At 63.9% G+C, this 25,751-nt stretch carries 21 protein-coding genes; 16 read left to right on the forward strand and 5 right to left on the reverse strand.

The window, feature by feature from the left end:
• Nucleotides 1-27: 27 nt before the first annotated feature.
• From JN279_RS11785 to JN279_RS11805, 5 genes are read left to right on the forward strand one after another with little or no spacing between them, the layout of a single operon-like run.
• A complete protein-coding gene (locus tag JN279_RS11785; RefSeq protein ID WP_096457827.1) occupies nucleotides 28-975 on the forward strand; it encodes a FliM/FliN family flagellar motor switch protein in 948 nt (315 codons plus the stop codon).
• A gap of 17 nt (nucleotides 976-992) precedes the next feature.
• On the forward strand, nucleotides 993-1,379 hold the full coding sequence (fliN, locus tag JN279_RS11790) for a flagellar motor switch protein FliN (protein ID WP_015315922.1): 387 nt from the start codon (nucleotides 993-995) through the stop codon (nucleotides 1,377-1,379).
• A 46-nt stretch (nucleotides 1,380-1,425) separates the two neighbouring features.
• Nucleotides 1,426-2,436: a flagellar motor switch protein FliG gene (locus JN279_RS11795; RefSeq protein WP_202352830.1), complete on the forward strand. Its 1,011-nt coding sequence runs from the start codon at nucleotides 1,426-1,428 to the stop codon at nucleotides 2,434-2,436.
• A 3-nt stretch (nucleotides 2,437-2,439) separates the two neighbouring features.
• Nucleotides 2,440-3,522 carry a flagellar biosynthesis protein FlhB gene (gene flhB, locus JN279_RS11800; RefSeq protein ID WP_202352831.1) on the forward strand — a complete coding sequence of 361 codons (1,083 nt, stop codon included), beginning with the start codon at nucleotides 2,440-2,442 and terminating at the stop codon, nucleotides 3,520-3,522.
• Nucleotides 3,519-3,953, forward strand: a complete 435-nt coding sequence (locus JN279_RS11805) for a hypothetical protein (protein ID WP_096449798.1) — start codon at nucleotides 3,519-3,521, stop codon at nucleotides 3,951-3,953. The genes flhB and JN279_RS11805 overlap by 4 nt, the downstream gene beginning before the upstream one ends.
• 144 nt (nucleotides 3,954-4,097) lie before the next feature.
• Here the strand turns inward: JN279_RS11805 and JN279_RS11810 are convergent, their stop codons facing one another.
• Nucleotides 4,098-4,868 carry a helix-turn-helix transcriptional regulator gene (locus tag JN279_RS11810; RefSeq protein ID WP_096449796.1) on the reverse strand — a complete coding sequence of 257 codons (771 nt, stop codon included), beginning with the start codon at nucleotides 4,866-4,868 and terminating at the stop codon, nucleotides 4,098-4,100.
• A complete protein-coding gene (locus JN279_RS11815; protein WP_096449794.1) occupies nucleotides 4,865-5,575 on the reverse strand; it encodes a helix-turn-helix transcriptional regulator in 711 nt (236 codons plus the stop codon). Before JN279_RS11815 ends, JN279_RS11810 begins: the two co-directional genes overlap by 4 nt.
• A gap of 509 nt (nucleotides 5,576-6,084) precedes the next feature.
• Here JN279_RS11815 and JN279_RS11820 point away from each other — a divergent pair.
• A complete protein-coding gene (locus JN279_RS11820; protein ID WP_202352832.1) occupies nucleotides 6,085-7,278 on the forward strand; it encodes a TMEM43 family protein in 1,194 nt (397 codons plus the stop codon).
• 65 nt (nucleotides 7,279-7,343) lie between these two features.
• Here JN279_RS11820 and JN279_RS11825 read toward each other — a convergent pair whose 3' ends face one another.
• Together JN279_RS11825 and JN279_RS11830 are read right to left on the reverse strand one after the other, a co-directional pair.
• Entirely contained in the window at nucleotides 7,344-8,375 is a 1,032-nt protein-coding gene (locus tag JN279_RS11825; protein WP_202352833.1) for a histone deacetylase family protein, read from the reverse strand.
• Nucleotides 8,376-8,398: 23 nt separating this feature from the next.
• Nucleotides 8,399-9,052, reverse strand: coding sequence for a TetR/AcrR family transcriptional regulator (locus JN279_RS11830; RefSeq protein ID WP_096449788.1), 654 nt, complete (start codon nucleotides 9,050-9,052; stop codon nucleotides 8,399-8,401).
• Between the two features lie 259 nt (nucleotides 9,053-9,311).
• Here JN279_RS11830 and JN279_RS11835 point away from each other — a divergent pair, with 259 nt between their 5' ends.
• The 8 genes from JN279_RS11835 (at nucleotide 9,312) to JN279_RS11870 (ending at nucleotide 19,927) form a co-directional block, all read left to right on the forward strand.
• A complete protein-coding gene (locus JN279_RS11835) occupies nucleotides 9,312-10,991 on the forward strand; it encodes an amidohydrolase (RefSeq protein WP_202352834.1) in 1,680 nt (559 codons plus the stop codon).
• A gap of 139 nt (nucleotides 10,992-11,130) precedes the next feature.
• Nucleotides 11,131-12,225, forward strand: a complete 1,095-nt coding sequence (locus tag JN279_RS11840) for an ABC transporter ATP-binding protein (RefSeq protein WP_096449784.1) — start codon at nucleotides 11,131-11,133, stop codon at nucleotides 12,223-12,225.
• Nucleotides 12,225-13,145 (forward strand): ABC transporter permease, encoded by a 921-nt coding sequence (locus tag JN279_RS11845; protein ID WP_096449782.1) that lies wholly within the window; start codon nucleotides 12,225-12,227, stop codon nucleotides 13,143-13,145. The genes JN279_RS11840 and JN279_RS11845 overlap by 1 nt, the downstream gene beginning before the upstream one ends.
• Complete coding sequence (locus JN279_RS11850) at nucleotides 13,138-13,938, forward strand: ABC transporter permease (protein ID WP_095199313.1); 801 nt, start codon at nucleotides 13,138-13,140, stop codon at nucleotides 13,936-13,938. Before JN279_RS11845 ends, JN279_RS11850 begins: the two co-directional genes overlap by 8 nt.
• Before the next feature lie 23 nt (nucleotides 13,939-13,961).
• Nucleotides 13,962-14,996 (forward strand): ABC transporter substrate-binding protein, encoded by a 1,035-nt coding sequence (locus tag JN279_RS11855; RefSeq protein WP_096449780.1) that lies wholly within the window; start codon nucleotides 13,962-13,964, stop codon nucleotides 14,994-14,996.
• A 63-nt stretch (nucleotides 14,997-15,059) separates the two neighbouring features.
• Entirely contained in the window at nucleotides 15,060-16,256 is a 1,197-nt protein-coding gene (locus JN279_RS11860; protein ID WP_202352835.1) for a serine hydrolase domain-containing protein, read from the forward strand.
• A gap of 35 nt (nucleotides 16,257-16,291) precedes the next feature.
• Complete coding sequence (locus JN279_RS11865) at nucleotides 16,292-17,473, forward strand: serine hydrolase domain-containing protein (protein WP_202352836.1); 1,182 nt, start codon at nucleotides 16,292-16,294, stop codon at nucleotides 17,471-17,473.
• 129 nt (nucleotides 17,474-17,602) lie between these two features.
• On the forward strand, nucleotides 17,603-19,927 hold the full coding sequence (locus tag JN279_RS11870; protein ID WP_202352837.1) for a Tex family protein: 2,325 nt from the start codon (nucleotides 17,603-17,605) through the stop codon (nucleotides 19,925-19,927).
• 1 nt (nucleotide 19,928) lies between these two features.
• Here the strand turns inward: JN279_RS11870 and JN279_RS11875 are convergent, their stop codons facing one another.
• Nucleotides 19,929-20,840, reverse strand: coding sequence for a LysR family transcriptional regulator (locus tag JN279_RS11875; RefSeq protein WP_202352838.1), 912 nt, complete (start codon nucleotides 20,838-20,840; stop codon nucleotides 19,929-19,931).
• A 102-nt stretch (nucleotides 20,841-20,942) separates the two neighbouring features.
• Here JN279_RS11875 and JN279_RS11880 point away from each other — a divergent pair, with 102 nt between their 5' ends.
• Nucleotides 20,943-22,139 (forward strand): acyl-CoA dehydrogenase, encoded by a 1,197-nt coding sequence (locus JN279_RS11880; RefSeq protein ID WP_202352839.1) that lies wholly within the window; start codon nucleotides 20,943-20,945, stop codon nucleotides 22,137-22,139.
• 247 nt (nucleotides 22,140-22,386) lie between these two features.
• On the forward strand, nucleotides 22,387-25,746 hold the full coding sequence (locus tag JN279_RS11885; RefSeq protein ID WP_202352840.1) for a transglutaminase family protein: 3,360 nt from the start codon (nucleotides 22,387-22,389) through the stop codon (nucleotides 25,744-25,746).
• Nucleotides 25,747-25,751: the final 5 nt, after the last annotated feature.

A 25,751-nucleotide genomic window follows, 5' to 3' on the forward strand; every position in this document is an offset into this window, starting at 1 on the left:
GCACGACAGATCGGTGCCGACACGGTCATGACCAGTCCAGGCAGCCCCGCGCAAGCGCGCTCGTTGATCATCGAGCGTCTGGTCGGCGACAGCGGCGAGGCCGACCAGGTCATCGATGCCGGCCGTGCCATGGCCCAGCGCGCCGTGCCGCTGCTGCAGAAGGGGCTCGCGAGCGAGCTTGGCGTTCCCGTGATCGTCGACCTTAGGGCCGTCGAAGTCAGCCGCGTCCCCGAGGCGCGCTCGCGCGCCGGCGATAATTTCGCCATGACAATCGTCAGCTCGCCGGCATCCTCGGATGCGATGACGCTCGTCATCGACACTGCCGCGATCGCGATCCTGGTCTCCACGCTGTTTGGCGGCGATCCGGATATGCCGGCGTCGCCGATCGAGCGCGACCTGTCGCAGATCGAGGCCGATGTCTCGACCATGGTGTTCCAGGAGGTGGCGCAGGCGCTGAACGGATCGGGGCGGCGCTCGCTCGACCTGCGGCTGCCGGTGCCGCGGGCCATGTCCGGCATCGAGGCCCGACGGCATGTGCTGCGCGACGGTGCTGCCATCCGCATCGTCCTTGGTATCTCGACACCGGTCGACAGCGGCTCGATCACGGTGACGATGCCGCAGCGTGTCGTGCTTGCCGGCCGCGACGGCACCGCCAGCGTCAGCGAAGAAGATCACAGCACCAGTTGGCGCGCGCGCTTTTCGGAAGAGGTGATGCGCTCGACGGTGGCGCTCGAAGCCACCATGCCGCTGGCGCGGCTGACGCTCGGCGACCTCGCCAATCTCGAAGTGGGCCAAGTCATCGACTTCGACGAAACGGCGCAATCACGGGCACGCCTCAGCGCCCGCGGCCAGACGCTGTTCGTATGCGAGTTCGGCAAACTGGGGCAGAATTACACCGTCCGAATCAGGCATCCCTTCGATGCCGGGCAAGATTTCATCGATGGGCTCATGCCGGCCGGTGCCGGGCGCGCCTGAGCTTTTGGAGACGATTCATGGCCAAAACCAAAGTGGAAGCAGAGCTCGACCAGCCGGACGAGCAGCTCGATCGCGCCATCGAGGAATTGCGCGGGGTCCTGCACGAAGAAGAACAGCGCCCAGACGCGGCGTTCAGGGCCGCGGCAGGCGCCAATTCCAGCGTCATCATGAACATCCCCGTCGATGTCCAGATTATCCTCGGCAGCACCGAGATGGCGGTTGCCGACCTGATGGCGCTGCAGAAGGGGTCGACCGTGGCGCTCAACCGCCGCATCGGGGAACCGGTCGACGTCGTGGTCAACGGCCGCAAGATCGCGCGCGGCGAGATCACCGTGCTCGAAAGCGACCCCTCGCGCTTCGGCATCAGGCTGACTGAAATCATCGCCGGCACGAAGGGCGCCTAGACATGGCTGGTGGGGCTTGCCGGTTGCAGCGGAGGCGAGAGGCAGCATGACGCCGCTGACGACCCTGACGCGCGCGCAGAAGGCGGCCGCCATATTGGTGGCGATGGGCAAGCCGTCCGCCAGCCGCCTCCTGAAATTCTTCAAGCAGGAAGAGCTGAAGGCGCTGATCGAGGGCGCGCGGCTGCTCAGGACCATCCCGCAGAGCGATCTCGAGCGCATCGTCGCCGAATTCGAGGCCGAGTTCACCGAGGGTGCCGGCCTGCTCGATTCCGCCGACAGGATGGATACCATCCTCAACGAATCGCTGTCGCCCGAAGAGATGAGCGCCATCATGGGCAACAAGAAGCCGGAGGCGGCACCCGAAGGGCCGCCGCCGATCTGGCCCGATCTCGAAAAGCTCGAACCTTCGCGGCTGGGTGCTTTCCTGGCCGGCGAACATCCGCAGACGGCGGCCATGGTGCTGTCAAAGCTGGCGCCGCAGGCGGCGGCGAGCGTGCTTTTGACGCTGACGAAGCCGATGCGCGGCGAAATCATCAAGCGCATGGTGACGATGGCCAATGTTCCGGCCGCCGCTACCAGGATCGTCGAGAACCGGCTGCGCGCCAGCGTGCTGGCGGAAACCTCGACCAAGGACACTTCGGCCGGGCAGGCGCGCGTCGCCAGCGTGCTCAACGAGCTGGACAAGCCGCTGCTCGAGGAGGTCATGCAGGACCTGGAAGCCGCCGGCACGCCCGACCTCGACGGTGTGCGAGCCCGCCTGTTTGCTTTCGACGATCTGCCGCTGCTCACCCAGAAGGCGCGCGTGCTTCTGTTCGACGGGCTGTCGACCGAGCTCGTCACGCTGGCGTTGCGCGGCACGTCGGCGGCGCTCGCCGAAGCGGTGCTGTCGGCGATCGGCGCGCGGTCGCGCCGCATGATCGAAGCCGAACTCGGCCAAGGGTCGGAAGGCGTTCCCGCCGCCGACATACAGGCGGCGCGCAAGACCATCGTGACGACCACCATCCGGCTGTCGCGCGAAGGCGCATTCGAACTCCCCTCGACGCAGAACGCTGCCTAAGGCATGTCCGACGCCACCGACAAGGATTCGAAAACCGAAGAGGCGACGGAAAAGAAGGTCCGCGACACCATCGAGCAGGGCAAGCTGCCCCATTCGAGGGAAACCGCGATCCTCGCTTCCTTCGTCGCCATACTGGTGTTCACCGTCTTCTATGCCAAGGACGCGGTCATCGACCTCGGCATGTTCCTGTCGATGTTCCTCGAGAAGCCCGAGGCCTGGCCGATGGACACCGAGACCGATGTCATCGAGCTCTACAAGATCGTCATGCTGGAAGTAGGCCGCGCCGTCGTCAGCCTGCTGGTGCTTTTGACCGTCGCCGGCATCGGCGCCTCGGTGCTCCAGAACATGCCGCAATTCGTCGGCGAGCGGATTAGGCCGCAGCTTTCGCGCATTTCGATCACCAAGGGCTGGAACCGGATGTTCGGCGCCCAGGGCTGGGTCGAGTTCCTGAAATCCCTAGCCAAGGTCGGCTTCGCCATCGCCGTGCTGACCTTCACGCTGTCGGAGGATCACCGCAAGCTGCTTGCCGGAATGATCACCAATCCCATCGCTTTCGGCCTCGTCATCCGCAGCATCGCGGTCGACATACTGGTGGCGATTGTCTTCGTCATGGGATTGATCGCGGCGATCGACATCGTCTGGTCGCGCTTCCACTGGAAGCAGGACCTGCGCATGAGCAAGCAGGAGGTCAAGGACGAATTCAAGCAATCCGAGGGCGACCCGATCGTCAAGTCGCGGCTGCGCTCGCTGGCGCGCGACCGGGCGCGCAAGCGGATGATGACGGCGGTGCCGCGCGCGACGCTGATCATCGCCAACCCGACCCACTTCTCGATCGCGCTGAAATATGTGCGCGACGAGGATTCGGCACCGCTTGTGGTGGCCAAGGGGCAGGATCTGGTCGCGCTGAAAATCCGCGAGATCGCCAAGGAGCACAACATCCCGATCTTCGAGGATGTGGCGCTCGCCCGCTCCATGTACAAGCAAGTTTCGGTCGATAATGTGATCCCGTCGCAATTCTACCAGGCCGTCGCCGAACTGGTGCGGATCGTCTACTCGAAAAAGGCTGAGCGCAGACAGATTTCATGAACCGCCAACCGCACGCAAAATCCCGCGAGATCATCGTCGCCAGCGCCATCGAGCAAGTGGTCGGCGAACTGAGATTGATCGATGTCGCCGACTACATCGCCTTCATCCGGCTGGAGCATTTCGCCTGCCTGTCGGACTTGGTCGATTCAGCGGTGGAGCTGTTCTTCATGCCCGGCACCCTCAGGCTCGGCCATGGCGGCGAGGCGCATGTCGACTGGAGCGGCAGCCCGCGCATCGTGCTCGATCTGGAATTGAGGCCACCCGGCGTGACCGTCTATTTCCAGCTGACGCTGAGCGAGGTCGGCAACTCGGTCGCGGTCAATTACGTGTCGTTCGAAAAGCCCGGCGAGGACCCCGAGCACAATACGGCACTGCTGGAAGCGGTGATCGAACAGGCCCGGATACGCAGGGTCGAGCCGCTGGCCTTCTGAGGTCAGTCGATATTCAGGTGAGGCCGGCCTGCAAATGACGGCTCCCTGCGCTTCCGGTGCTCACGTACCCAAAAGTACGCTCCGCTCCGGTTCTCGGACTCCACCATTTTCGGCTCGCCCTGACCTGAATCTCAACAGACCTCACTACTCGATCAAACCGAGCCGCAGCGCCTTGGCGACCGCCTGGTTGCGGTTGACGGCGTTGAGCTTCTGCGTCGACTGGGTCAGATACTGGTTGGCTGTGTGGACCGACAGCTTCAAGAGCCGCGCGATCTCCTCGCTGGTGTTGCCGTTGGCGGTCAGCTTCAGGCATTCGAGTTCGCGCTTGGAGATGGCGCGCATCTTGCCGGTGTCGCCGGGACGGATACGCGCGACAGCGGCGAACAGGGAGAAGCAGCGGGCGTGGATTTCGTAGAGCGTATCCTGCGGCAGCGCGATCTCTGATCCCAGGAAGACGACGAGGCCGCACTGGCCGCGATCGGCGTGGACAGGAAAGGCGATGCCGCTGGTGCCGGGCGCCAGCGGCGCCATCTGTGCGGTCCAGGCGAGGTTGCCGAACATTTCGGCCATCGCCGCCATGCCGTCATCCGTCCACCAGCGTGGCTCGGTCGAGTTGTGGGTGTGGCGCACGATCTCCTCGCCATTGGCTCCCGAGATGAACTTGGTCGCCACGGCAATGCCGGGATAGTCGGAATCAAAGCACGGGACCAGCCGCGCCCGCTCCGGCGACGGGCTGACGAAGTACAGACCGAAGGCCGAGGCGTTGATGTCGACGGATATCCAGCGGCAGCGGCGAACGGCATCGGGAACGGTGACGGCATGATGCGTTTCGGAGCCAAGCGAGAAGGCGCCGAACGGGCTGCGCTGCTCGTTGAAAAGGGCCTCCGCGGCGTCCTTGATGTCGGCGTGTTTCAAATGATGCCACTCCTGATCGCCGTGGCGATGGCCATCGCACGGTTCGAGGCCGCGAATTTCTGGATGGCGTGGGTGATGTAGCTGTTGACGGTGTTGGAGGACACGCCAAGGATGACCGCGACCTCATCGGTGGTCTTGCCTTCCGAGACCCAGAACAGGCATTCGCGCTCACGGTCCGACAGCGGATCCTGCATTGCAGCCGCGGCGATCAGCTGCGGAATATGCGAGAGCGCGTAGCAGCATTTCAACTGCGCTCTCATCAGCGACGGCTGGTCGATCTGGCCGGCCGTCGCTGATGAGAACAGGGCAAACAGGCGCTGGCGGCCGACATTCAGCCTGAGCGAGTAGATTTCGGCATGGCCGAGCACGTCGAGAAGGCGGGCCTCTTCGCCGGAGACCAACCCGTCGGCATCGGGCGCTTCCGTGGCCACCAGTGGTCGCGGGCGGATGCCGGGCGCGACGGTGAGCGCGCCCTGGGCAAGGCTGGCGATCAGCCGCTTGCCGGTCAGTTCTATGGCGTCGAAGATCCAATTCGACGAGACGATGCGCGCGTCGTTGCGGTCCTGGTCGTGGACGATGGCGACCAGCATGTAGCTGTCGGCGCCGATCTCGGCGGTCAGCTCCATGAAGAAGCTGGTCAAGTCACCGCGCGACGTCAGGCGCGAGCCCAATGTGTCGGATTGAAGAAGCGCGGCGGGACTGCTCATTCTTGTTGCTTTTGGCCGGAATCGTTTCTGCTGCCCGGATGCTGGAGGCCAGCCACCGAACCCTAAAAACGCGTTACTTTCACGAGACGCACACGAGGCGCGGGGCCGCGCCCAACCAGACGGAATCCATTTAGGGAACGCGAAGACATCCGCGTCTGGCGCCGGAACACTCCGGAACGTGAGACTTTGGGTGGTCGCCGCGCCCCCCGAGGACCGGCTGATTCGGGTCTAATCTACCCGCAGATGAATCCGACATCAAACGCGATTTGACAAAATCGAATCCGGCGGACTCGCATGCGACTCAGAGGCCGATTTTCGTGGCTTTCGCGCGTGTGAAAATGCCGGGACTGCGCAAGCCGGCCATATCCGTGCTCTGCCCGATGCGATAGATTCGCAAGTGCCGAAGGGGTGGGCACCTCCGGCAATGGAGTTCGTAACTGCATTACGGCCGCGGTCGTCCGCGGCAATGCCATGCGGGCTCCCTGGCATCTTTTGTTTCGGGGGAAACGATGAGCGATTCATTTCGGGAAGTTAGTTCCGTCTCGTGGTTCGGGCGGATCAAGCGCGCGGTCGGCGGGGTCATCTTCGGCCTGCTCTTGATCGTGCTGATGGTGATCGCGCTGTTCTGGAACGAGGGCCGCGCGGTGCAGACGGCGCGTTCGCTGGCCGAGGGCGCCGGTGCCGTGGTCTCGATCAACACCGACAGCGTCGATGCCGGCAATGACGGAAAGCTGGTGCATGTCAGTGGGCCGGTGACGGCCGATAGCGGCCTGTCCGATCCGGATTTCGGCATCGCCGCGCAAGGGCTGCGGCTGTCGCGCAGCGTCGAGATGTATCAGTGGAAGGAAGAGTCCAAATCCGAGACCACCAAGAAGCTTGGCGGCGGCGAGGAAACGGAGACCACCTACAGCTATTCCAGGGTGTGGGACGACAAGCAGATCGACTCGTCGGACTTCAAGAAGCCGGACGGCCATCAGAACCCGCCAATGGCGATCCACAGCCGCGCCTTCCAGATTCCGCAGGGCAAGCTTGTTGCCTTCGATCTGGATACGCCGGTGCTGGATCGTATCGAGGGCGACAAGGACTACTCGCTGTCGGCCAATCAGACGGCGGCGATCAAGGCCGCCTATACCGGGACGAAGCCGCTCAGCATCGTCGACGGCAAGATCTATCTCGGCAGTGACAACACGACGCCCGCATTGGGCGACTACCGCATCGGCTACGAACTGGCGCCGCTCGGCGTGATCAGCATCGTCGCGCGCCAAGCCGGCAGCCGGTTCGAACCCTACCAGACGCGAGCCGGCGATGCGCTGCTGATGGTCGATACCGGCCTGGTGCCGGCCGACAAGATGTTCGCCGAGGCGGTGAGCGCCAACACGCTGATCACCTGGCTGCTGCGCGCCGGTGGCCTTTTGCTGCTGACGATCGGCTTTGCCCTGTTCCTCAGCCCTATCGGCGTGATCCTCGACGTCATCCCGTTCCTCGGCAGCATGGCGCGGATGGGGACGGGCATCATTGCCTTCTTCCTGGCGATCCTGGTCGGCACGACGACGATCGCGATTGCCTGGTTCTGGTATCGGCCGGTGCTGGCGGCGGGCATACTGGCGGCCGGCGTCATCGCGGCGGCGGCGGTCTATTATCTCGGCCGCTCGCGCAAGGCGGCCGCACCGATGGCGACGCCAAGCGCCGGTGCCGCAACGTAGCTTGAAAAAAGGGCGGCCATGCCGCCCTTTTTTGCTCCGTGCCAGCCCTATACTCCCGGGCAGGCTTACCGGTCCTCGAAACCGGTCAGCACGCCGACGGCGTTTATGCCGATCTCCTCGACGGCGTAGCCGCCTTCCATGACGAACAGGGTCGGCAGGCCGAGCCTGGCGATGCGACGGCCGATCTTGGGATAGTCCGGGCTTTTCAGCTTGAACTGGCTGATTGGATCCTTCTCGAAAGTGTCGACCCCAAGCGAGACGATGACGATGTCGGGCGCGTAGGCGGCGAGCCTCGCGCAAGCATCCTCCAGCGAGGTGTTCCAAGCGTCCCAGTCGGTGCCGAAGGGCATGGGATAGTTGATGTTGAAGCCTTCGCCGGCGCCGGCGCCGCGTTCATCGGCATGGCCGAGGAAGAACGGATACTCGACCATCGGATCGCCATGCAGGTTGAGGACCTGCACGTCGGCGCGGTCGTAGAAGATCTCCTGCGTGCCGTTGCCGTGGTGGTAGTCGACGTCGAGGATGGAGACCCGTTTGGCGCCCTGGTCAAGGAACCACTGCGCGGCGACCGCGGCGTTGTTGATGTAGCAATAGCCGCCCATGAAGCCGGCACCCGCGTGATGGCCGGGCGGACGGCAGAGCGCGAAGGCCGACCTCTCGCCGCCCTTGACCAGGCCGGCTGCGGTCAGCGCCACGTCATAGGATGATTTGATCGCGGCCCAGGTGCCTTCGACGAAGGTGGCGCCGGCATCGAAGGAATAGTAGCCGAGCAGCGCATCGACACGCTTCGGCGGCACGTCGCCGCGCAGGCCGCGCGTCGGCCAGGTGAAGGGCATGGCCGTGCCCTCGTGACCGGAGGCCACCCATTGCGGCCAGACAGTCGGCAGGAAGTCGATGTAGTCCGATTTGTGGATGCGCTTGGCCGCGGCAAGATCGTGCTCGAGCGGCAGGACGATCGGCCCGAGCTTCTCGCTTTCGACCCGCGCCTTGATGAACTCGGCCCGCGAGGGCTTTTCAAAACCCGGCACGATGGCTGATGTGACCAGTTCCATCTGGCCGGCATGGCCAGCATGAAGCGGCGAATAGACAGTCTTCATGAAGTTCCTCTCGAAATGCGAAATCAGTCCAGGTTGAGATAGGGGCTCACCAGAGCGAGCCACATGGCTTCGACATCGTCCTCGATGAGGTCGAATGTCCTGCGATCTCTCTTCAGTCCGACCAGCCGGCAGGCGTGCCCGACCTCCATCATCACCAGGCCAAGCCGTTTGGCGATCTTGTCTTCGAGAGCAGGATTCACATGCCGCAGCCAGGCGGCGTAGAGCGCGATGATCTGTTCGTCATATTCGTCCTGGATAGGCCTGAGATCGGCGTTGCCTGAAATGGCCTCGATCACCGGCATCAGGGTCGCGTTCTCGATATAGATACTGGACGTGTCGATGAAGAGCTTGCGCACTTCGCGCCGGAACTCTTCGCGGTTGGTGGGCCTGGGAACCTTGATGCGCTTCTCGATCACCTCGGGAAAGGACGACAGCCAGCGCCGGGCGAGGTCCAGAAGAATGGCTTCCTTGTTGGGAAAGTATTGGTAGACCGAACCGACCGACAGGCCGGCGCGCTGCGCGATGGCGAGCGTCGTCGGCGTCCTGGTCCCTTGCTCCCGCGTCAAGATCAGGGCCGCATCGAGAATCCGGTCGACCACCTTGCTCGACCGTTGTTGCCGCGGCTGCTTGCGCGGCTCGAGCGCTATTTTGGTTTTGCGGTCGAGACTGCGCTTCACGGCTTGATGCCCTCGTTCCCCGCCCGGTCTGAACACAGGCGCAGGGTGCTGTCCACAATACATTCTAAATTCCGCATGTTGACAAACGCGAATAATCAGTCGCATTCTTTATCCACGCTGTCCCCAGGGATAACAAGGGGAATTTCGAGGGCAGCGCGCTGGCATTGATTTTTGTCCGATGGCGCCACTCCGGTGGAGTGGCAGGCCGTTGGGCGCTGGATTGCCGGTTTCAGTCAGTCGTCAAAAGCGCGGAGTCGCGATGTCTGTCACGGGTGCGGGTCGTAGTGCGGATTTGATCGTCATCAATGGTCGTGTGCTGACCATGGACGATGACAATCCCACCGCCGAAGCCGTTGCCGTCAAGGACGGCGCCATCATCGCCATCGGCAGCCGCGCCGCCATCGAAGAGCTCAAGGGACCCGCCACAAAGGTGATCGACGCCAAGGGCGGTTCGGTCCTGCCCGGTTTCATCGAAGCCCATATGCATCTGTTCTCGGGAGGGGCCGAGCTCGCGCATCTTCAGCTTGGCGGTGTCCATGGCTTCGAAGCGCTGCAAAAGGCGATCCGCGACTATGCGTCGGCTAAGCCGAACGCGAAAATGCTGGTCGGGCAGGGCGTCGACTACACCGTGCTCGGCAGCGAGCGGGTGACGCGTCACCATCTCGACGCCATTTTACCCGATCGCCCCTTCTGCATGGCCGCGCCCGATCATCACACAATGTGGGCCAACACCAAGGCGTTGGATATGGCCGGCATCCTTCATGGCCGCACGCTCGGTCCGGGCAATGAGATCGTCATGGGCGACGACGGCCTGGCAGCGGGCGAACTGCGCGAGGGCGAAGCCTTCGGTCCGGTGCTCGATCTTGCCGGCGAAAGCCGGGTGCGGCTGGGGCTGGCGACCGGCGGCGAGCCGGATCCGATGCCGTCAGCGGCCGAGCGCGCCGCCGACCGCGACATCATGCGGCGCGGGCTCGCCTGGTGCGCGCGCCACGGCATCACCTCGATCCAGAACATGGACGGCAATCTCTACCAGCTCGAATTGCTGGCCGAAATCGAGGCCGAGGAAGGCTTGCCCTGCCGCGTGCAGATCCCCTTCCACTACAAGAATTTTATGACGCTCGACATGCTCGACAAGGCCTCCGTCATGACTGAGCGCTACAACAGCGAGTGGCTGTCGTCGGGCATGGTCAAGGTGTTTTACGACGGCGTGCTCGATTCCTGGACCGCTGTCATGGTCGAGCCCTATGCTGATCGTCCCGACTGGGTCGGCGAGCCGCTGTTCACGCCGCAACAGTTCATCGACCTGGCTGTCGCCGTTGACAAGCGTGGACTGCAGATCGCGGTCCACTCGATCGGCGACGGCGCGGTGCGCGCCGTGCTCGACGGCTATGAGGCGGCGCAAAAGGCCAATGGCAAGCGCGACAGCCGTCATCGCATCGAACATATCGAGGTCACCACCACATCGGACGTGCCGCGCTTTGCCGAACTTGGCGTCATCGCTTCGATGCAGCCGCCGCATCCGCCCGGCGCCATGGATTTCCCGCTGGAGCCGACCGTGTCGCGCATCGGGCCGGCCCGCTGGCCGCTGAGCTACGCCTGGCGCACCCTGAAGAATGCCGGTGCGCATGTCGTCTTCGCTTCGGACTGGCCTGTGTCGCCGATCGATCCGATCCTGGGCATTCAGGCTGCATTGATGCGCAAACCATGGGCAGCAAGCGATCCGGACCAGAGTTTTTCGCTGCAGGAATCGATCGCCGCCTACACGGTCGAGGGCGCTTACGCGGAATTCGCCGAGCACTGCAAGGGCACGCTGAAATCAGGCTATATGGCCGATCTGGTGGTTCTGTCTGATGACATTGAGAAGACGGCGCCGGCCGATCTGCACAAGGTGCGGCCGGTGACGACGATTTGCGGCGGCAAGGTCACCTATCAGGCCTGACAATGGCATGAGGCTTGCTGGCTAAAGACGGACTGAACTGTGATTCAATGCCGGGCTTGCCAACCTACCGGGCGTGTGGTCACATCGAACAGGGGAACAGCTCCGCCAGCAAGAGCGGGGTCAACAGTGAGGCGTAATCGTGCCGGACAAACCGGATCGGAATGCGATTGAAGTAGTAAACGTCAGTAAAATTTTCGGATCGGGTGAAGGGCAGGTCGCTGCCCTAGACAAGGTCTCGGTATCCATTCGCGAGAACGAGTTCTTCACGCTGCTGGGACCGTCCGGTTGCGGCAAGACCACCCTGTTGCGGCTGATCGCCGGCTTCGACTTTCCAACCGCCGGTGAAATCCTGCTCTACGGCCAGGACATCGCGCCATTGCCGCCCTTCAAGCGGCCGGTCAACACCGTCTTCCAGTCCTATGCGCTGTTCCCGCACATGACGGTGGCCGACAATATCGGCTTCGGCCTGGAGATGCTGGGCAAGCCCAAGGCCGAGATCAAGGCGCGCGTCGCCGAGATGCTCAAGCTGGTCAAGATGGAAGCGCTGGCCGGTCGCCGCACGGCTCAGATTTCGGGAGGCCAGCAGCAGCGCGTGGCGTTGGCCCGCGCGCTCGCGCCGCAGCCGAAAGTGCTGTTGCTCGACGAACCGCTCTCGGCACTCGACTACAAGCTGCGCAAGGAGATGCAGATCGAGTTGAAGCGGCTGCAGCATGAGACCGGCATCACCTTCATCTTCGTCACCCATGACCAGGAAGAAGCGCTGACCATGTCGGACCGCATCGCGGTGATGTCGTCGGGCAAGATCCTGCAGGTCGGCTCGCCCTGGGATATCTACGACAAGCCGGCGGAACGCTTCGTCGCCGACTTCATCGGCGAAACCAATTTCCTCACCGCCGCCATATCGGGTACCGGCAACGGCAAGGCGCGCGCGACGCTCAAATCCGGCACGACCATCGAGGCAACCGTTGCCGAAGGCTTCCAGCCGAAGGACAACGCCACCGTGGTGGTGCGGCCCGAGCATGCCAAGCTGACCAAGGACAAGGGCGACCTGTCGGGCACGGTCGAGAACATCGTCTATTTCGGCACCGACACGCATATCCATGTCCAGCTCGACAGCGGCGAGGCCTTCACCGTGCGCCAGCAAAACACGCGGACCGCGGGCTGCGGTTTCGAGCGCGGCGACAAGGTCGGCATCCTGATCGGCAATGACGCCGCGCAAGTGCTGAGGGACTGATGGCCACCGCGGAAGAAGTCGCCAAGGCCGCGGAACGGCGTGATGTCCGTGACCGCTGGCTGTTGTCAGCGCCAGCGCTGCTGGTCATCCTGCTCGCCGCGACCGGGCCGTTGCTGATCGTGCTCGTCTACTCGTTCCTGACGCCCGGCGCCTATGGCGACGTGAAATGGCAGTTCTCGCCCGACGCCTGGACATCGGTGTTCCTGGAACGCGACATTTTCGACGACACGCTTTCGCTCGCGGCGGCGCATGTCACCATCTTCTGGCGCTCGATCAAACTCGCCATAGTGACGACGCTGGCGACCTTGGCGCTCGGTTTCCCGACCGCCTATTTCATGGCCACGCGCAGCGAGAAGACCAGGGATCTCTGGCTGTTCCTGATCACCATCCCGTTCTGGACCAACCTCCTGATCCGCACCTTCGCCGTGCTGCAGATCATCCGCAACGAAGGCATCATCAACACGATCCTGCTCAAACTCGGCATCATCTCGGCGCCGATCCAGATCCTCTACACCGACACGGCGATCCTGATCGGCATGGCCTATGTCTACCTGCCGCTGATGGTGCTGCCGATCTATGCCAGCATGGAGAAGCTCGATTTTCGCCTGGTCGAGGCGGGCTATGACCTCTACGCGACGCGCTTCAAGGTGCTGCGCAAGATCATTTTCCCGCTGGTCAAACCCGGCGTCATCGCCGGCTCGATCCTGGTCTTCATTCCCGCGCTGGGCGCCTATGTGACGCCGAGCGTGCTTGGCGGCGGCAAGAACATGATGCTGTCCAACCTGATCGAATTGCAGTTCGGGCAGGGCCGCAACTGGCCGCTTGGCTCGGCGCTGTCGATTACGGTGATGATCATCGTCATGGTGGCGCTGCTGGCCTATGTGCGCAATGCCGGAAAGTCGGGGGTGCGGCATGGCTAGCAACTTCTCCATCAAGCACCAACCGGGCTTCACGACGATCGCGGCGACCTGTTTCGTCGTGCTCTACCTGCCGATCGTGGTGCTGGTGATCTATGCCTTCAACGCGGCGACCTCGACCTCCGAATGGGGCGGCTTTTCGCTGAAATGGTTCCAGTCGGCATACCAGAACACTCAGGTCATCGACGCGACGCTGCGCTCGTTCCAGATCGGCTCCATCGCGGCGGTGCTGTCGACGATCTTTGCCACCATGGCCGCGCTCGCCACCACGCGCACCGCCTCCTATCCCGGCCTCACCTTCAAATACGCGGCGATCAACCAGCCGCTGATGGTACCCGAGATCGTCACCGGCGTGGCGCTGCTGATCTTCTTTTCGCGCATCAAGATCTTCACCGGCTATTCCGGCATCGGCTACCTGGTCGCCGCGCATACGGCGTTCTGCATTCCGTTCGCCTATCTGCCGATCCGGGCGCGGCTGGAGAATATGGACCTAACGCTGGAGCGCGCCGCCGCCGATCTCTACGCCACGCCGTGGAAGACTTTCCGACGCATCACGCTGCCGCTTTTGTGGCCCGGCATCCTCGCCGGCCTGATGCTGGCCTTCGTCATCTCGCTTGATGATGTGGTCATCACCGAGTTCGTCAAATCGGGCGGCCAGGACACGTTGCCCACTTATATGCTCGGCCAGATCCGCCGCGGCATCACACCCGAGATCAACGCGATATCGACCGCTTTCCTGCTGCTTTCGGTCGCGATCGTCACGTTGTTTTTCTTCGTCAGCAGGAAACGAGACTGAAACCGATAATGGGAGTTAGAACGATGAACTGGAAGACAACAGCGAGCGCCATGGGATTGGCGCTGCTCGCTTCGACGGGCCTGGCCCGTGCCGAAGGCGTGCTCAACATCTACAATTGGGGCAACTACACCAGCCCCGACGTGATCAAGAAGTTCGAGGACAAATACAACATCAAGGTGACCATCACCGACTACGATTCCAACGACACCGCGCTCGCCAAGGTCCGCCAGGGCGGCACCGGCTTCGACATCGCCGTGCCGTCGCAGACCTATGTGCCGATCTGGATCAAGGAAGGTCTCGTGCTCGAAACCGATCCGGGCAAGATGGAGAACTTCAAGAACGTCGCGCCGGAATGGGCCAATCCCGACTTCGACCCCGGCCGCAAATATTCGGTGCCGTGGGCGCTGGGCACCGTCGGCGTCGTCGTCAACACCGATACCTACAAGGGACCGGCCGACAGCTGGGGTATCATCTTCAACACGCCGGACGAGTTGAAGGGCAAGGTCAATGTCGTTCCCGAGATGAATGACGTCATCTTCGCGGCGATCAAATATGTCGGCGGTCAGCAGTGCACCGACGACAAGGCGGTGCTGAAGAAGGTGCGCGACACGCTGGTCGCGGCCAAGCCGAACTGGATCGCGATGGAGTACAACACCATCGAGAAGATGGGCGCCGGCGACTTCAAGGCCACCAGCGACTGGAACGGTTCGGCGCTGCGCCAGCGGCTGGCCAATCCGGCCATCCACTACAATTATCCGAAGGAAGGCTACGGCCTGTGGAGCGATAACGTCGTCGTTCTGAAGGAAGCCAAGAACGTCGAAAACGCCAAGCTGTTCCAGAACTTCATCATGGATCCGGAAAACGCTGCAGGCCTCTCGGCCTTCCACCGCTACGCCAACGCCATCACCGGCTCGGACAAATACATGCCGGCCGACATGAAGGATGCGCCGGAGGTCGTCATTCCGGCGGACGCCAAGCCGAAAGGCGAATTCCAGAAGATGTGCGCGCCGGAAATCCAGGACATCTACACCAAGATCTGGACCGAACTGCAGAAGTAATCGCTGCATGCCAGACCCGGCGGCATACGCCGCCGGGTCTTTTCTTTCCGGGAATGGCCTTTCATGGACTCCTATCGCAACAGCGACCCGCGGCCGCCGATCATGCAGGGCTCGCCGCCGGCCATGGTGCCGCCAAGGCTCGACTGGGACCGGCCGCCATGGAACCGCTGGGCGTTCCAGCACATCAGGGAAATTCTGCCGACCGCCGAAGTCTGGCGCGGCAACGGCCATCGCCATCGTCTCGAACGCGCCGAGGTCGATCTCGACGGGCTGCCGGTCGAGGACAGCGAGGGCAGGCCCTCGACGCTCGCCGGGCTGCTCGACGAGACCTATACGGATGGTTTCCTGGTGCTCAAGCACGGCAAGGTCGCCTATGAGCGCTATTTCAACGGCATGAACGAGCGCACGCTGCATCTGTCGCAATCGATGGCCAAGTCGATCACCGGCGCGGTGTTCGGCATACTGGCCGGGCGTGGCCTGATCGATCCGGCCAGGCCGGTGACCGACTATCTGCCGGAGCTCGGCGCCACCGGCTGGGCCGGTGCCAGCGTTCAGCATGTGCTCGACATGACGACGGGCGTGCGTTTCTCCGAAGAATACACCGACCGCTATTCCGATATCGGCCAGGTCGATGTCGCGACCGGCTGGAAGCCGGTGCCGCCGGGCAGCGATCCGGACTTTCGCTGGCCCTCGCATATGTTCGAGCTGATCCTGGGCTTGAAGGACACGATCCGTCCGCATGGTGCGGCGTTCGAATACCGCTCGATCGAGACCGACGTGCTTGCCTTCCTCATGGAGCGGGTGACCGGCAAGCGGCTGGCGCAGCTGGTGTCGGAAGAACTCTGGCAAAAGCTCGGCGCCGACGAAAGCGCCTGCTTCACCGTCGACAGCGCCGGCTATGCCGTGGCCGATGGCGGCTTCAACGCGACGTTGCGCGACTATGCCCGCTTCGGCCAGCTGATCCTCGACAATGGCGGCGGCATCGTGCCGGCTGACTGGATCGAGGCGACACGCAATGGCAGGCATGGCCCCGATTTCTCCCCCAGCCTGCCGCAGGGCAGCTACCGCAACCAGTTCTGGATCGAGAATCCCGCCTCGCGCGCGCTGATGTGTCGGGGCGTGTTCGGGCAGATGATCCATATCGACTGGAACACAGGAATGGTCGTGGTGAAGCTTTCGACCTGGCCGGATTTCAGCAATCTCGCCTATTCCACGGCGACGCTGAAGGCGGTGCACGCCATCGCCGCCGCACTGCTCTAAGCCGCCCCACAAGAAACGACCTGGAAGGAAACGCCATGACCGGCAAGACCGCGTTCGAGACCCGCTACGGCTTCGCCCGTAACCAGGTGCTGCTTTCCAACTGGCGGGAAAACCCGTTCAATCGATGGTCGTTCCAGAACCTTGGCGAACTGGTGCCGACGGCACGCGTGGCCGCGGCTGCAGGTGGTGTCGAAGCACCCGTGCGGGATATGGGCGGCCTGCTCGGCGAAAAGGTTTCGGTGGCCAGTGCGCCGGAGACGGTGGCCGAATTCCTCGTGCGCTCCAGCACCGACGCGCTGACGGTGATGAAGGGCGGCAAGGTGGTCGGCGACTGGTTCGCGCCGCATATGGATTTCGGCGCCCGCCACATCATCTTCTCGATCAGCAAGTCGGTGACCGCGATCATCGCCGGCATACTGGAAGGCGAGGGGGTGTTCGATCCGGAAGCGCCGGTGACGCAATACATTCCCGAAGCTGCTGGTTCCGCCTATGGCGACGCGAGTGCGCGCCATGTGCTCGACATGAGCGTCAGCCTCGATTTCGAGGAGGCCTATCTCGATCCGGAAAGCGCCTTCGCCCGCTACCGCCGCGCCACGTTGTGGAACCCTGGTGGCGGTACGGAAAGCCTGCGCGAATTCATCCTGACCTTGCAGCGGCTTGCTGAGCCGCATGGCCAGACCTTCCGCTACCGTTCGCCCAATTCCGACCTGCTCGGCCTGCTGCTTGAGCGCGCGTCCGGCCAGCGCTTCACCGATCTGATGCGCGAGAAATTGTGGCTGCCGCTTGGCGCCGTCAGCGAGGCTTCGATCGGCGTCGACATGGAAGGCACGGCGCGCACCGCCGGCGGCATTTCGGTGACGCCGCGCGACCTGGCGCGCGTCGGCGAGATGATGCGGCAAGGCGGCAGAGTCGATGGCCGCCGCATCGTGCCGGAGGCCTGGGTGCGCGACACGGTCAGCACCGGGGGCAGTGCGGAGGCCTGGCAGCGCGGAACGATGGCTTTCCTGTTCCCGAAAGGCCGCTACCGCAACAAATGGTATCAGACCGGACACGAGAACGGTGCCTATTGCGGCATCGGCATCCATGGCCAATGGCTTTATGTCGATCCGAGGACCGAGGTCGTCATTGCCAAGATGTCGTCGCAGCCGGTGCCGGTCGACGATCCGCTCGATGCCGAGATTGTCGCGTTCTTCGAGGCGTTGAGCCAACGGGTCTGAACCGCCCGGCACGGTTCCGTTGCCGCATGCTTTCCTGTGGACCGCCCGCGACGGTTGAAAAGGTCGCGGTTGGCGGGGCTGACATCTACGCCTATGGTCGCCGCTCTTTTTGATGAGAGCAGGAACGACATGGCATCCGACATCAAGCGCATCGCAGCCATCATCGCGACAGAGATCAAGGCGCGGCCGGAACAAGCGGCGGCGGCGATCGAATTGCTCGACGAGGGCGCGACGGTGCCGTTCGTGGCGCGCTACCGCAAGGAGGTGACCGGCGGGCTGGACGACACGCAGTTGCGCGACCTCGCCGAGCGGCTCGCCTATCTGCGCGAGCTCGATGCGCGGCGGGACACCATCCTCGGCTCGATCCGTGAGCAGGGCAAGCTGACCGAGGAGCTTGAGACCAAGATCGCGGCGGCGGCCACCAAGGCGGAACTCGAAGACATCTACCTGCCCTACAAGCCCAAGCGCCGGACCAAGGCCGAGATCGCCCGCGAGCGTGGGCTGGGGCCGCTGGCGGAGGCCATCCTTGCCAACCGTTCGCTCGTGCCTGCCGAGGCGGCGCTGGCCTACGTCACCGAGGAGGTGGCCGACGTCAAAGCCGCACTTGAAGGCGCGCGCGACATCCTGTCGGAGCAGTTCGCCGAGAATGCCGATCTGGTCGGCAAATTGCGCACCTACATGAAGGACCGCGCCTTCATGCGCGCCCGGGTGGTCGACGGCAAGCAGGAGGCCGGCGCGAAATTCTCCGACTATTTCGACCATGTCGAACGCTGGGTCAACGTGCCGAGCCATCGTGCGCTGGCGATGCTGCGCGGCCGCAACGAAGAGGTGCTGTCGCTCGACATCGAGGTCGATGCCGACGATGCGTCGCCGGTGAAACCGGTCGAACGGATGATCGCCAATGCCTACGCGATCGGCGCCAGCCTGCCCGGCGACCGCTGGCTGATGGAGGTCGCCGGCTGGACCTGGCGCATCAAACTTTCGCTGCACCTGACGCTCGACCTGATGCGCGATCTGCGCGAGCGGGCCGAGGAAGAGGCGATCCATGTCTTCGCCCGCAATCTCAAGGATTTGCTGCTGGCAGCGCCGGCCGGTTCGCGGCCGACGATGGGGCTCGACCCCGGTATCCGCACCGGCGTCAAGGTCGCGGTGGTCGACGGCACCGGCAAGCTGGTGGCAACGACGACGGTCTATCCGTTCCCGCCGAAGAACGATGTACGCGGCACGCAGGCGGAACTCGCCAAGCTCGTCCGCCTGCATAAGGTCGAGCTGATTTCGATCGGCAACGGCACCGGCAGCCGCGAGACGGAGAAGCTGGTGGCGGACATCCTGTCCGACATGCCTTCCGATGGCGGACCGAAGCCGCTCAAGGTGATCGTCAGTGAAGCCGGCGCCTCGGTCTATTCGGCATCGGCAACGGCGGCAGCGGAATTTCCCGGCCTCGACGTGTCGTTGCGCGGCGCGGTGTCGATCGCGCGGCGCCTGCAGGATCCGCTGGCCGAACTGGTCAAGATCGAACCGAAATCGATCGGCGTCGGCCAGTACCAGCACGATGTCGACCAGTACCGGCTCGGCCGCTCGCTGGAGGCGGTGGTCGAGGACGCGGTCAACGCGGTAGGCGTCGATCTCAACACCGCTTCGGCGCCGCTGCTGGCCCGCGTTTCCGGCCTCGGCGCATCGCTCGCCGACGCCATCGTCGCGCATCGCGATGCGACCGGCCCTTTCGCCAGCCGCAAGGATCTGCTCAAGGTGCCGCGGCTTGGGCCGCGCGCCTTCGAACAATCCGCCGGCTTCCTGCGTATCGCCAATGGCAGCGAGCCGCTCGATGCCTCGTCGGTGCATCCGGAAGCCTATGGCGTGGCCAAGAAGATCGTCGCCGCTTGCGGGCGCGATGTCCGCTCGCTAATGGGCGACAGCGCTGCGCTGAAAGCGCTCGATCCGCGCGTCTTCGTCGATGAGCGTTTCGGCTTGCCGACGGTGCGCGACATCTTGGCCGAGCTGGAAAAGCCCGGCCGCGACCCGCGTCCCGGCTTCAAGACCGCGACCTTCGCCGACGGCGTCGACGACATCAAGGATCTGAAGCCCGGTATGCTCTTGGAAGGTACCGTCACCAATGTCGCCGCCTTCGGCGCCTTCGTCGATATCGGCGTCCATCAGGATGGGCTGGTGCATGTCTCGCAACTGGCCGACCGCTTCATCAAGGACGCGCATGAGGTGGTCAAGGCCGGCGATGTGGTGAAGGTGCGCGTCGTCGACGTCGACATCAAACGCAAACGTATCGCGCTCTCCATGCGCAAGGATGGCGGCGATGGCGGCGCATCGAAAGGCGGGCCGCGCGACAATGGCGGCGGCAGACCGGCGCCGCGCTCGCCAGCACCGCAACGCCAGCCGGAACGGCCGGCCCAACAAGGGGCTTTCGGTGCGGCGCTGGCGGATGCGCTGAAGCGGAAGTAGCCTACCAAGCCAGAACAGCCGGCTCCTTCTCAAGCTGGCCCAGCAGCCAGTCGCGAAAACTGGCGACCGGCGGATGGCCGCGCTTGTCGTGTGGGACGACGAGGTAATAGGCACTGCGGCTTTGCATGGGCTGGCCGGGTGCGGGAACGAGCTGGCCGCGCTGCAATTCACCCGCGATCAGCAGCAGCGGCAACAGCGCCACGCCAAGCCCGGCCATGCAGGCCTGGGCGGCGGTGCCGAACTGTTCGAACTGCATGCCAGGCCCGGTCGGTGCGCTCAGGCCCTGATGCTCGAACCATTCGGTCCAGGCGCCGGGGCGCGTTGCCATGTGCAGCAGCGGCAGGCGGCCGATATCGGCCGGCGTGGCGACGGCGCGGCCGGCGAGGAATCCGGGCGACACCACCGGCGCCACCGTTTCGCGCACCAGCAGTGTGGAGTCCGCCTCCGGCCAGTCCGGCAGGCCGTAATGAATGGCGGCGTCCAGCCTCTCCCTGGCGAAGTCGAAACGGCCGACGCGGGTGACGAAGTTGATGGTGATGTCGGGATTGTTCTCGACGAAATCGGGGATCATCGGCATCAGCCAGCGCGTGCCGAAGGTCGGCAAGATGGCCAGGTTCAGGATGCCACTATGCCGATTGCTCATCAATCCAAGGGCGGCATCGCGCAACTGACCTAAGGCCGAGCGCACCGCTTCGGCATAGATCTCGCCTGCCGTCGACAGCCGGACATTGCGGCTGTCGCGCTCGAACAGCCGGCGGCCGAACTGATCCTCGAGCAGTCTGATCTGCCGGCTGACGGCGCCCTGGGTCAGATCCAGTTCCTGGGCAGCGGCAGTGAAACTGCCAAGCCGGGCCACCGCCTCGAAGGCGGCGAGGGCGCTGATGTTGGGCAGGAGGCGGCGCTGGACACTCATGATCCATTCCTAACGCTCATTGATCTGTGAAGCAATTTCGTTTGATTTTTTAAGGCCACGGGCCGATAAGCCGGGCTTCACCCGTTTGAGGACCGAGAAGCCATGGCCGCCGACAAGAATGCATTCGTCTGGGAAGACCCGTTCCTGATCGAGGACCAGCTTTCGGAAGACGAGCGCATGGTGCGCGACGGCGCGGCGGCCTTTGCCGCCGACAAGCTCGCGCCACGCATCGAGGACGCCTATCTCAACGAAACCTTCGATACCGCGATCTTCCGCGAGATGGGCGATGCCGGCCTTCTCGGCATCAACATTCCGGAAGAATTCGGCGGGCTCGGCGCCAGCTATGTGACCTACGGGCTGGTGGCGCGTGAAGTCGAGCGTGTCGATTCCGGCTATCGCTCGATGATGTCGGTGCAGTCGTCGCTGGTGATGTATCCGATCTACGCCTATGGCTCGGACGAACAGCGCAAGAAGTATCTGCCCAAGCTCGCCAGCGGCGAGTGGATCGGCTGTTTCGGCCTGACCGAGCCGGATGCCGGCTCCGACCCGGGCGGCATGAAGACGCGCGCCGAGAAGACCGCGAACGGCTACAAGCTCTCCGGCTCGAAGATGTGGATTTCCAACGCGCCGGTCGCCGACGTGTTCGTCGTCTGGGCGAAGCTGAAGGCCGAGAACGGCAAGGATGAGATCCGCGGCTTCGTGCTGGAAAAAGGCATGAAGGGGCTGTCGGCGCCGAAGATCGGCGGCAAGCTGTCGCTGCGCGCATCGATCACCGGCGAGGTGGTGATGGAAGGCGTCGAGGTCGGCGAGGATGCGCTGCTGCCCAACGCCAAGGGGCTCGGCGGCCCATTCGGCTGCCTCAACCGGGCGCGCTACGGCATCTCCTGGGGTTCGATGGGCGCGGCGGAAGATTGCTGGCACCGCGCACGCCAGTATGGTCTCGACCGCAAGCAGTTCGGCAAGCCGCTGGCCGGCACGCAACTCTACCAGAAGAAGCTCGCCGACATGCAGACCGAGATCGCGCTTGGGCTGCAGGCATCCTTGCGCGTCGGGCGCCTGCTCGACGAAGGCAAGATGGCGCCGGAGATGATCTCGATCGTCAAGCGCAACAATTGCGGCAAGGCGCTCGACATCGCCCGCCAGGCCCGTGACATGCATGGCGGCAACGGCATCCAGATCGGCTACCACGTCATGCGCCACGCGCAGAATCTGGAGACCGTCAACACCTATGAAGGTACGCACGACGTGCACGCGCTGATCCTGGGGCGGGCGCAGACGGGAATTCAGGCGTTCTTCTAGGCCTTACGTTTCGTCATCCTCGGGTCTCCGCGACGCCGCTGCGCGGCTGCTTCGCCCAGGGATGACGAAGACGCGGAGGCCCTCACTAATCGCAGAGGCTGGAGGCTGGTAGAACGAGTCGCCAAGCGCGGTTGCCCAGTCCTTAGCTGCTTAAATTAGGTGCACCGCAACATCTGTGCTTGGAGAATGGCCGGCAGATGTGTCAGGGTTCGGCGAATTCGTTTGAAACGCCGATCTACGGGGCCCCATGGCAATTCTGGCAGCCGTCTACCATCTGACCCATTACAAATACGACCGGCCGGTGGTGCTCGGGCCCCAGATCATCAGGCTGCAGCCGGCACCGCATTCCCGCACCAAGGTGCTCAGCCATTCGCTCAAGGTCGAACCGGCGAACCACTTCGTCAATTTGCAGCAGGACCCCTACGGCAACTTCCTCGCCCGCTTCGTCTTTCCCGAGCCGGTGACGGAATTGAAGATCGAGGTCGATCTCGTCGCAGACATGACGGTCTACAATCCGTTCGATTTCTTCGTCGAGCCGTCGGCCGAGACATTCCCATTCGAATACCCGGAAGAGATTCGCGACGATCTTGCCATCTACCGGACACCGGAACCGGCGGGGCCGCTGCTTTCGGCCTTCCTGGGAACCATCGACACCAGCGCGAAAAACACCGTCAATTTCCTCGTCGATCTCAATGCGAGGCTGCAGCGCGAGATCGCCTATATCGTGCGCATGGAAACCGGCGTGTTCTCGCCGGAAGAGACGCTCGCCGCCGGCAAGGGATCGTGCCGGGATTCGAGCTGGCTCTTGGTGCAGATCCTGCGCAATCTCGGCATCGCCGCGCGCTTTGTCTCAGGCTATCTGATCCAGCTCAAGCCAGACCTTATCGCGCTCGACGGCCCGGCCGGCACCGCGGTCGACTTCACCGATCTGCATGCCTGGTGCGAGGTCTATCTTCCCGGCGCCGGTTGGATCGGCTTCGATCCGACCTCGGGCCTGCTGACCGGCGAGAGCCATGTGCCGCTCGCCGCGACACCGCATTTCCGCAATGCCGCGCCGATTTCCGGCATGGCGAGCTTCGCCAATGTCGAGTTCGGCTTCGACATGCGGGTCGACCGCATCGCCGAGCATCCGCGCATCACCAAGCCGTTCTCCGACGAAAGCTGGCAGGCGCTCGATGCGCTTGGCACCAAGGTCGATGCAGCACTTGGCGCAGGCGACGTGCGGCTGACGATGGGCGGTGAGCCGACCTTCGTCTCGATCGATGATTTCGAGTCCGCCGAGTGGAACACCGCCGCTGTCGGGCCGACCAAGCGCGAAAAGGCCGATGCGCTGATCCGCAGGCTGCGCGAGCGCTTCGCGCCGGGCGGTTTCCTCCACTATGGCCAGGGCAAATGGTATCCCGGCGAGAGCCTGCCGCGCTGGACCTTCTCGCTCTACTGGCGCGCCGACGGCCAGCCGGTATGGAGCGACCCGTCGCTGATCGCGCGCGAAAAGAGCTCGGCCGATATCGGCCCGCAGCAGGCGGAAAGCCTGCTCACCGCGATCGCCGGTGAACTCGGCATCGAAAAAACCATGGTCAGCGAAGCCTATGAGGATCCGGCCGAGTGGCTGCTCAAGGAAGGCAAGCTGCCCGAAAATGTCGATCCGTCCAATTCCAAGCTGGAAGACCCGGAAGAGCGCAGCCGCATGGCGCGCGTGTTCGAGCGCGGGCTGACCAAGCCGTCCGGCTACGTGCTGCCGGTGCAGCGCTGGAACAGCCAGGCGTCGGGACCGCGCTGGCGTTCGGAGAAATGGAAGACGCGGCGAGGGCGGTTGTTCCTGGTGCCGGGCGATTCACCGGTTGGCTATCGCTTGCCGTTGGGCACGCTGCCCTATGTGCCGCCGGCCCAGTTCCCCTACATCGTGCCGGTCGATCCGTCGCTGCCGCGCGGCCCATTGCCGGCGCGCGAGGCGATCTTGCCCACTGCGGCCCCGGCCGAGCTGGAAGGCGCCGACGAAATGGCACGCCGCCAGCAGGCGGTGTCCTTCACCGCCGCGACCGGCCAGCAGGACCGGGTCGAGCAGGAGATCACCGAGATCGGCGGCGCGGTGCGCACCGCGCTCTCCGTTGAGCCGCGCGATGGAAGGCTTTGCGTGTTCATGCCGCCGGTCGAGGCACTGGAGGATTATCTTGAACTGGTCGCCGCCGCCGAGAATGCGGCAAAGGCGATCGGTCTGCCGGTCCATATCGAGGGTTATGGCCCGCCGCATGATCCGCGCCTCAACGTCATCCGTGTGGCGCCCGATCCGGGCGTCATCGAGGTCAACATCCATCCGGCTTCCAACTGGCAGGATTGCGTGGCGACAACCACGGCGATCTATGAGGAAGCACGGCTGACGCGGCTTGGCGCCGACAAATTCATGATCGACGGCCGTCACACCGGCACCGGCGGCGGCAATCATGTCGTCGTCGGTGGTGCTACGCCCAATGACAGCCCGTTCCTGCGCCGACCCGATCTGTTGAAGAGCCTGGTGCTGCAATGGCAGCGGCATCCGTCGCTATCCTACCTGTTCTCCGGCCTGTTCATCGGCCCGACGAGCCAGGCGCCGCGCTTCGACGAAGCGCGTCACGATTCGCTCTACGAGCTTGAAATAGCCATGGCGCAGGTGCCGCATCCGGACCAGGGCGCGGCACCCTTGCCGTGGCTGGTCGACCGGCTGTTCCGCAACCTTTTGACCGACGTCACCGGCAACACGCACCGCTCGGAAATCTGCATCGACAAGCTGTTCTCGCCGGACGGGCCGACCGGCCGGCTCGGCCTGGTCGAGTTCCGTGGCTTCGAGATGCCGCCCAATGCGCGCATGTCGCTGGCGCAGCAATTGCTTGTCAGGGCGATCATCGCCCGTGCGTGGAAGAACCCGCTCGACGGCCGCTTCGTGCGCTGGGGCACCTCGCTGCATGATCGTTTCATGCTGCCGCATCATGTCTGGGCGGATTTTCTTGACGTGCTCGACGACCTCAAGCTCAACGGCTTCGAGTTCCGTCCCGAATGGTTCGACGCGCAGCTCGAATTCCGTTTCCCGTTCTGCGGCGAGGTCCAGCACGCCGGCATCAAGCTGGAACTGCGGCAGGCGCTGGAGCCGTGGCATGTCATGGGCGAGCAAGGCGCGATCGGCGGCACCGTGCGTTTCGTCGATTCCTCGGTCGAGCGGCTTCAGGTTAGGACTGAAGGCCTCAACCCGGAGCGCCATGCCATCGTCTGCAACGGCCGTATCGTGCCGATGAAGGTCACCGACAACCGCGAAGTGGCGGTCGCGGGCGTGCGCTTCAAGGCCTGGCAGCCGGCTTCGGGCCTGCATCCGGCGCTGCCGGTCAACACGCCGCTGGTGTTCGACATCTATGACCGCTGGTCGGGAAGGGCGATCGGCGGCTGCGTCTACCATGTCGCGCATCCCGGCGGCCGCAACTACGACACCTTCCCGGTCAATGGCAACGAGGCGGAAGCACGGCGGCTCGCCCGCTTCGAACCGCGCGGCCACACACCGTCTGGCTATGTGCTGCGCGAGGAACAACCGGCGGAAGATTTCCCGATGACCCTTGACCTCAGGCGGCCGGCAAGACTCTGATCAGC

Source organism: Mesorhizobium sp. 113-1-2, from assembly GCF_016756475.1.
GTDB lineage: Bacteria > Pseudomonadota > Alphaproteobacteria > Rhizobiales > Rhizobiaceae > Mesorhizobium > Mesorhizobium loti_C.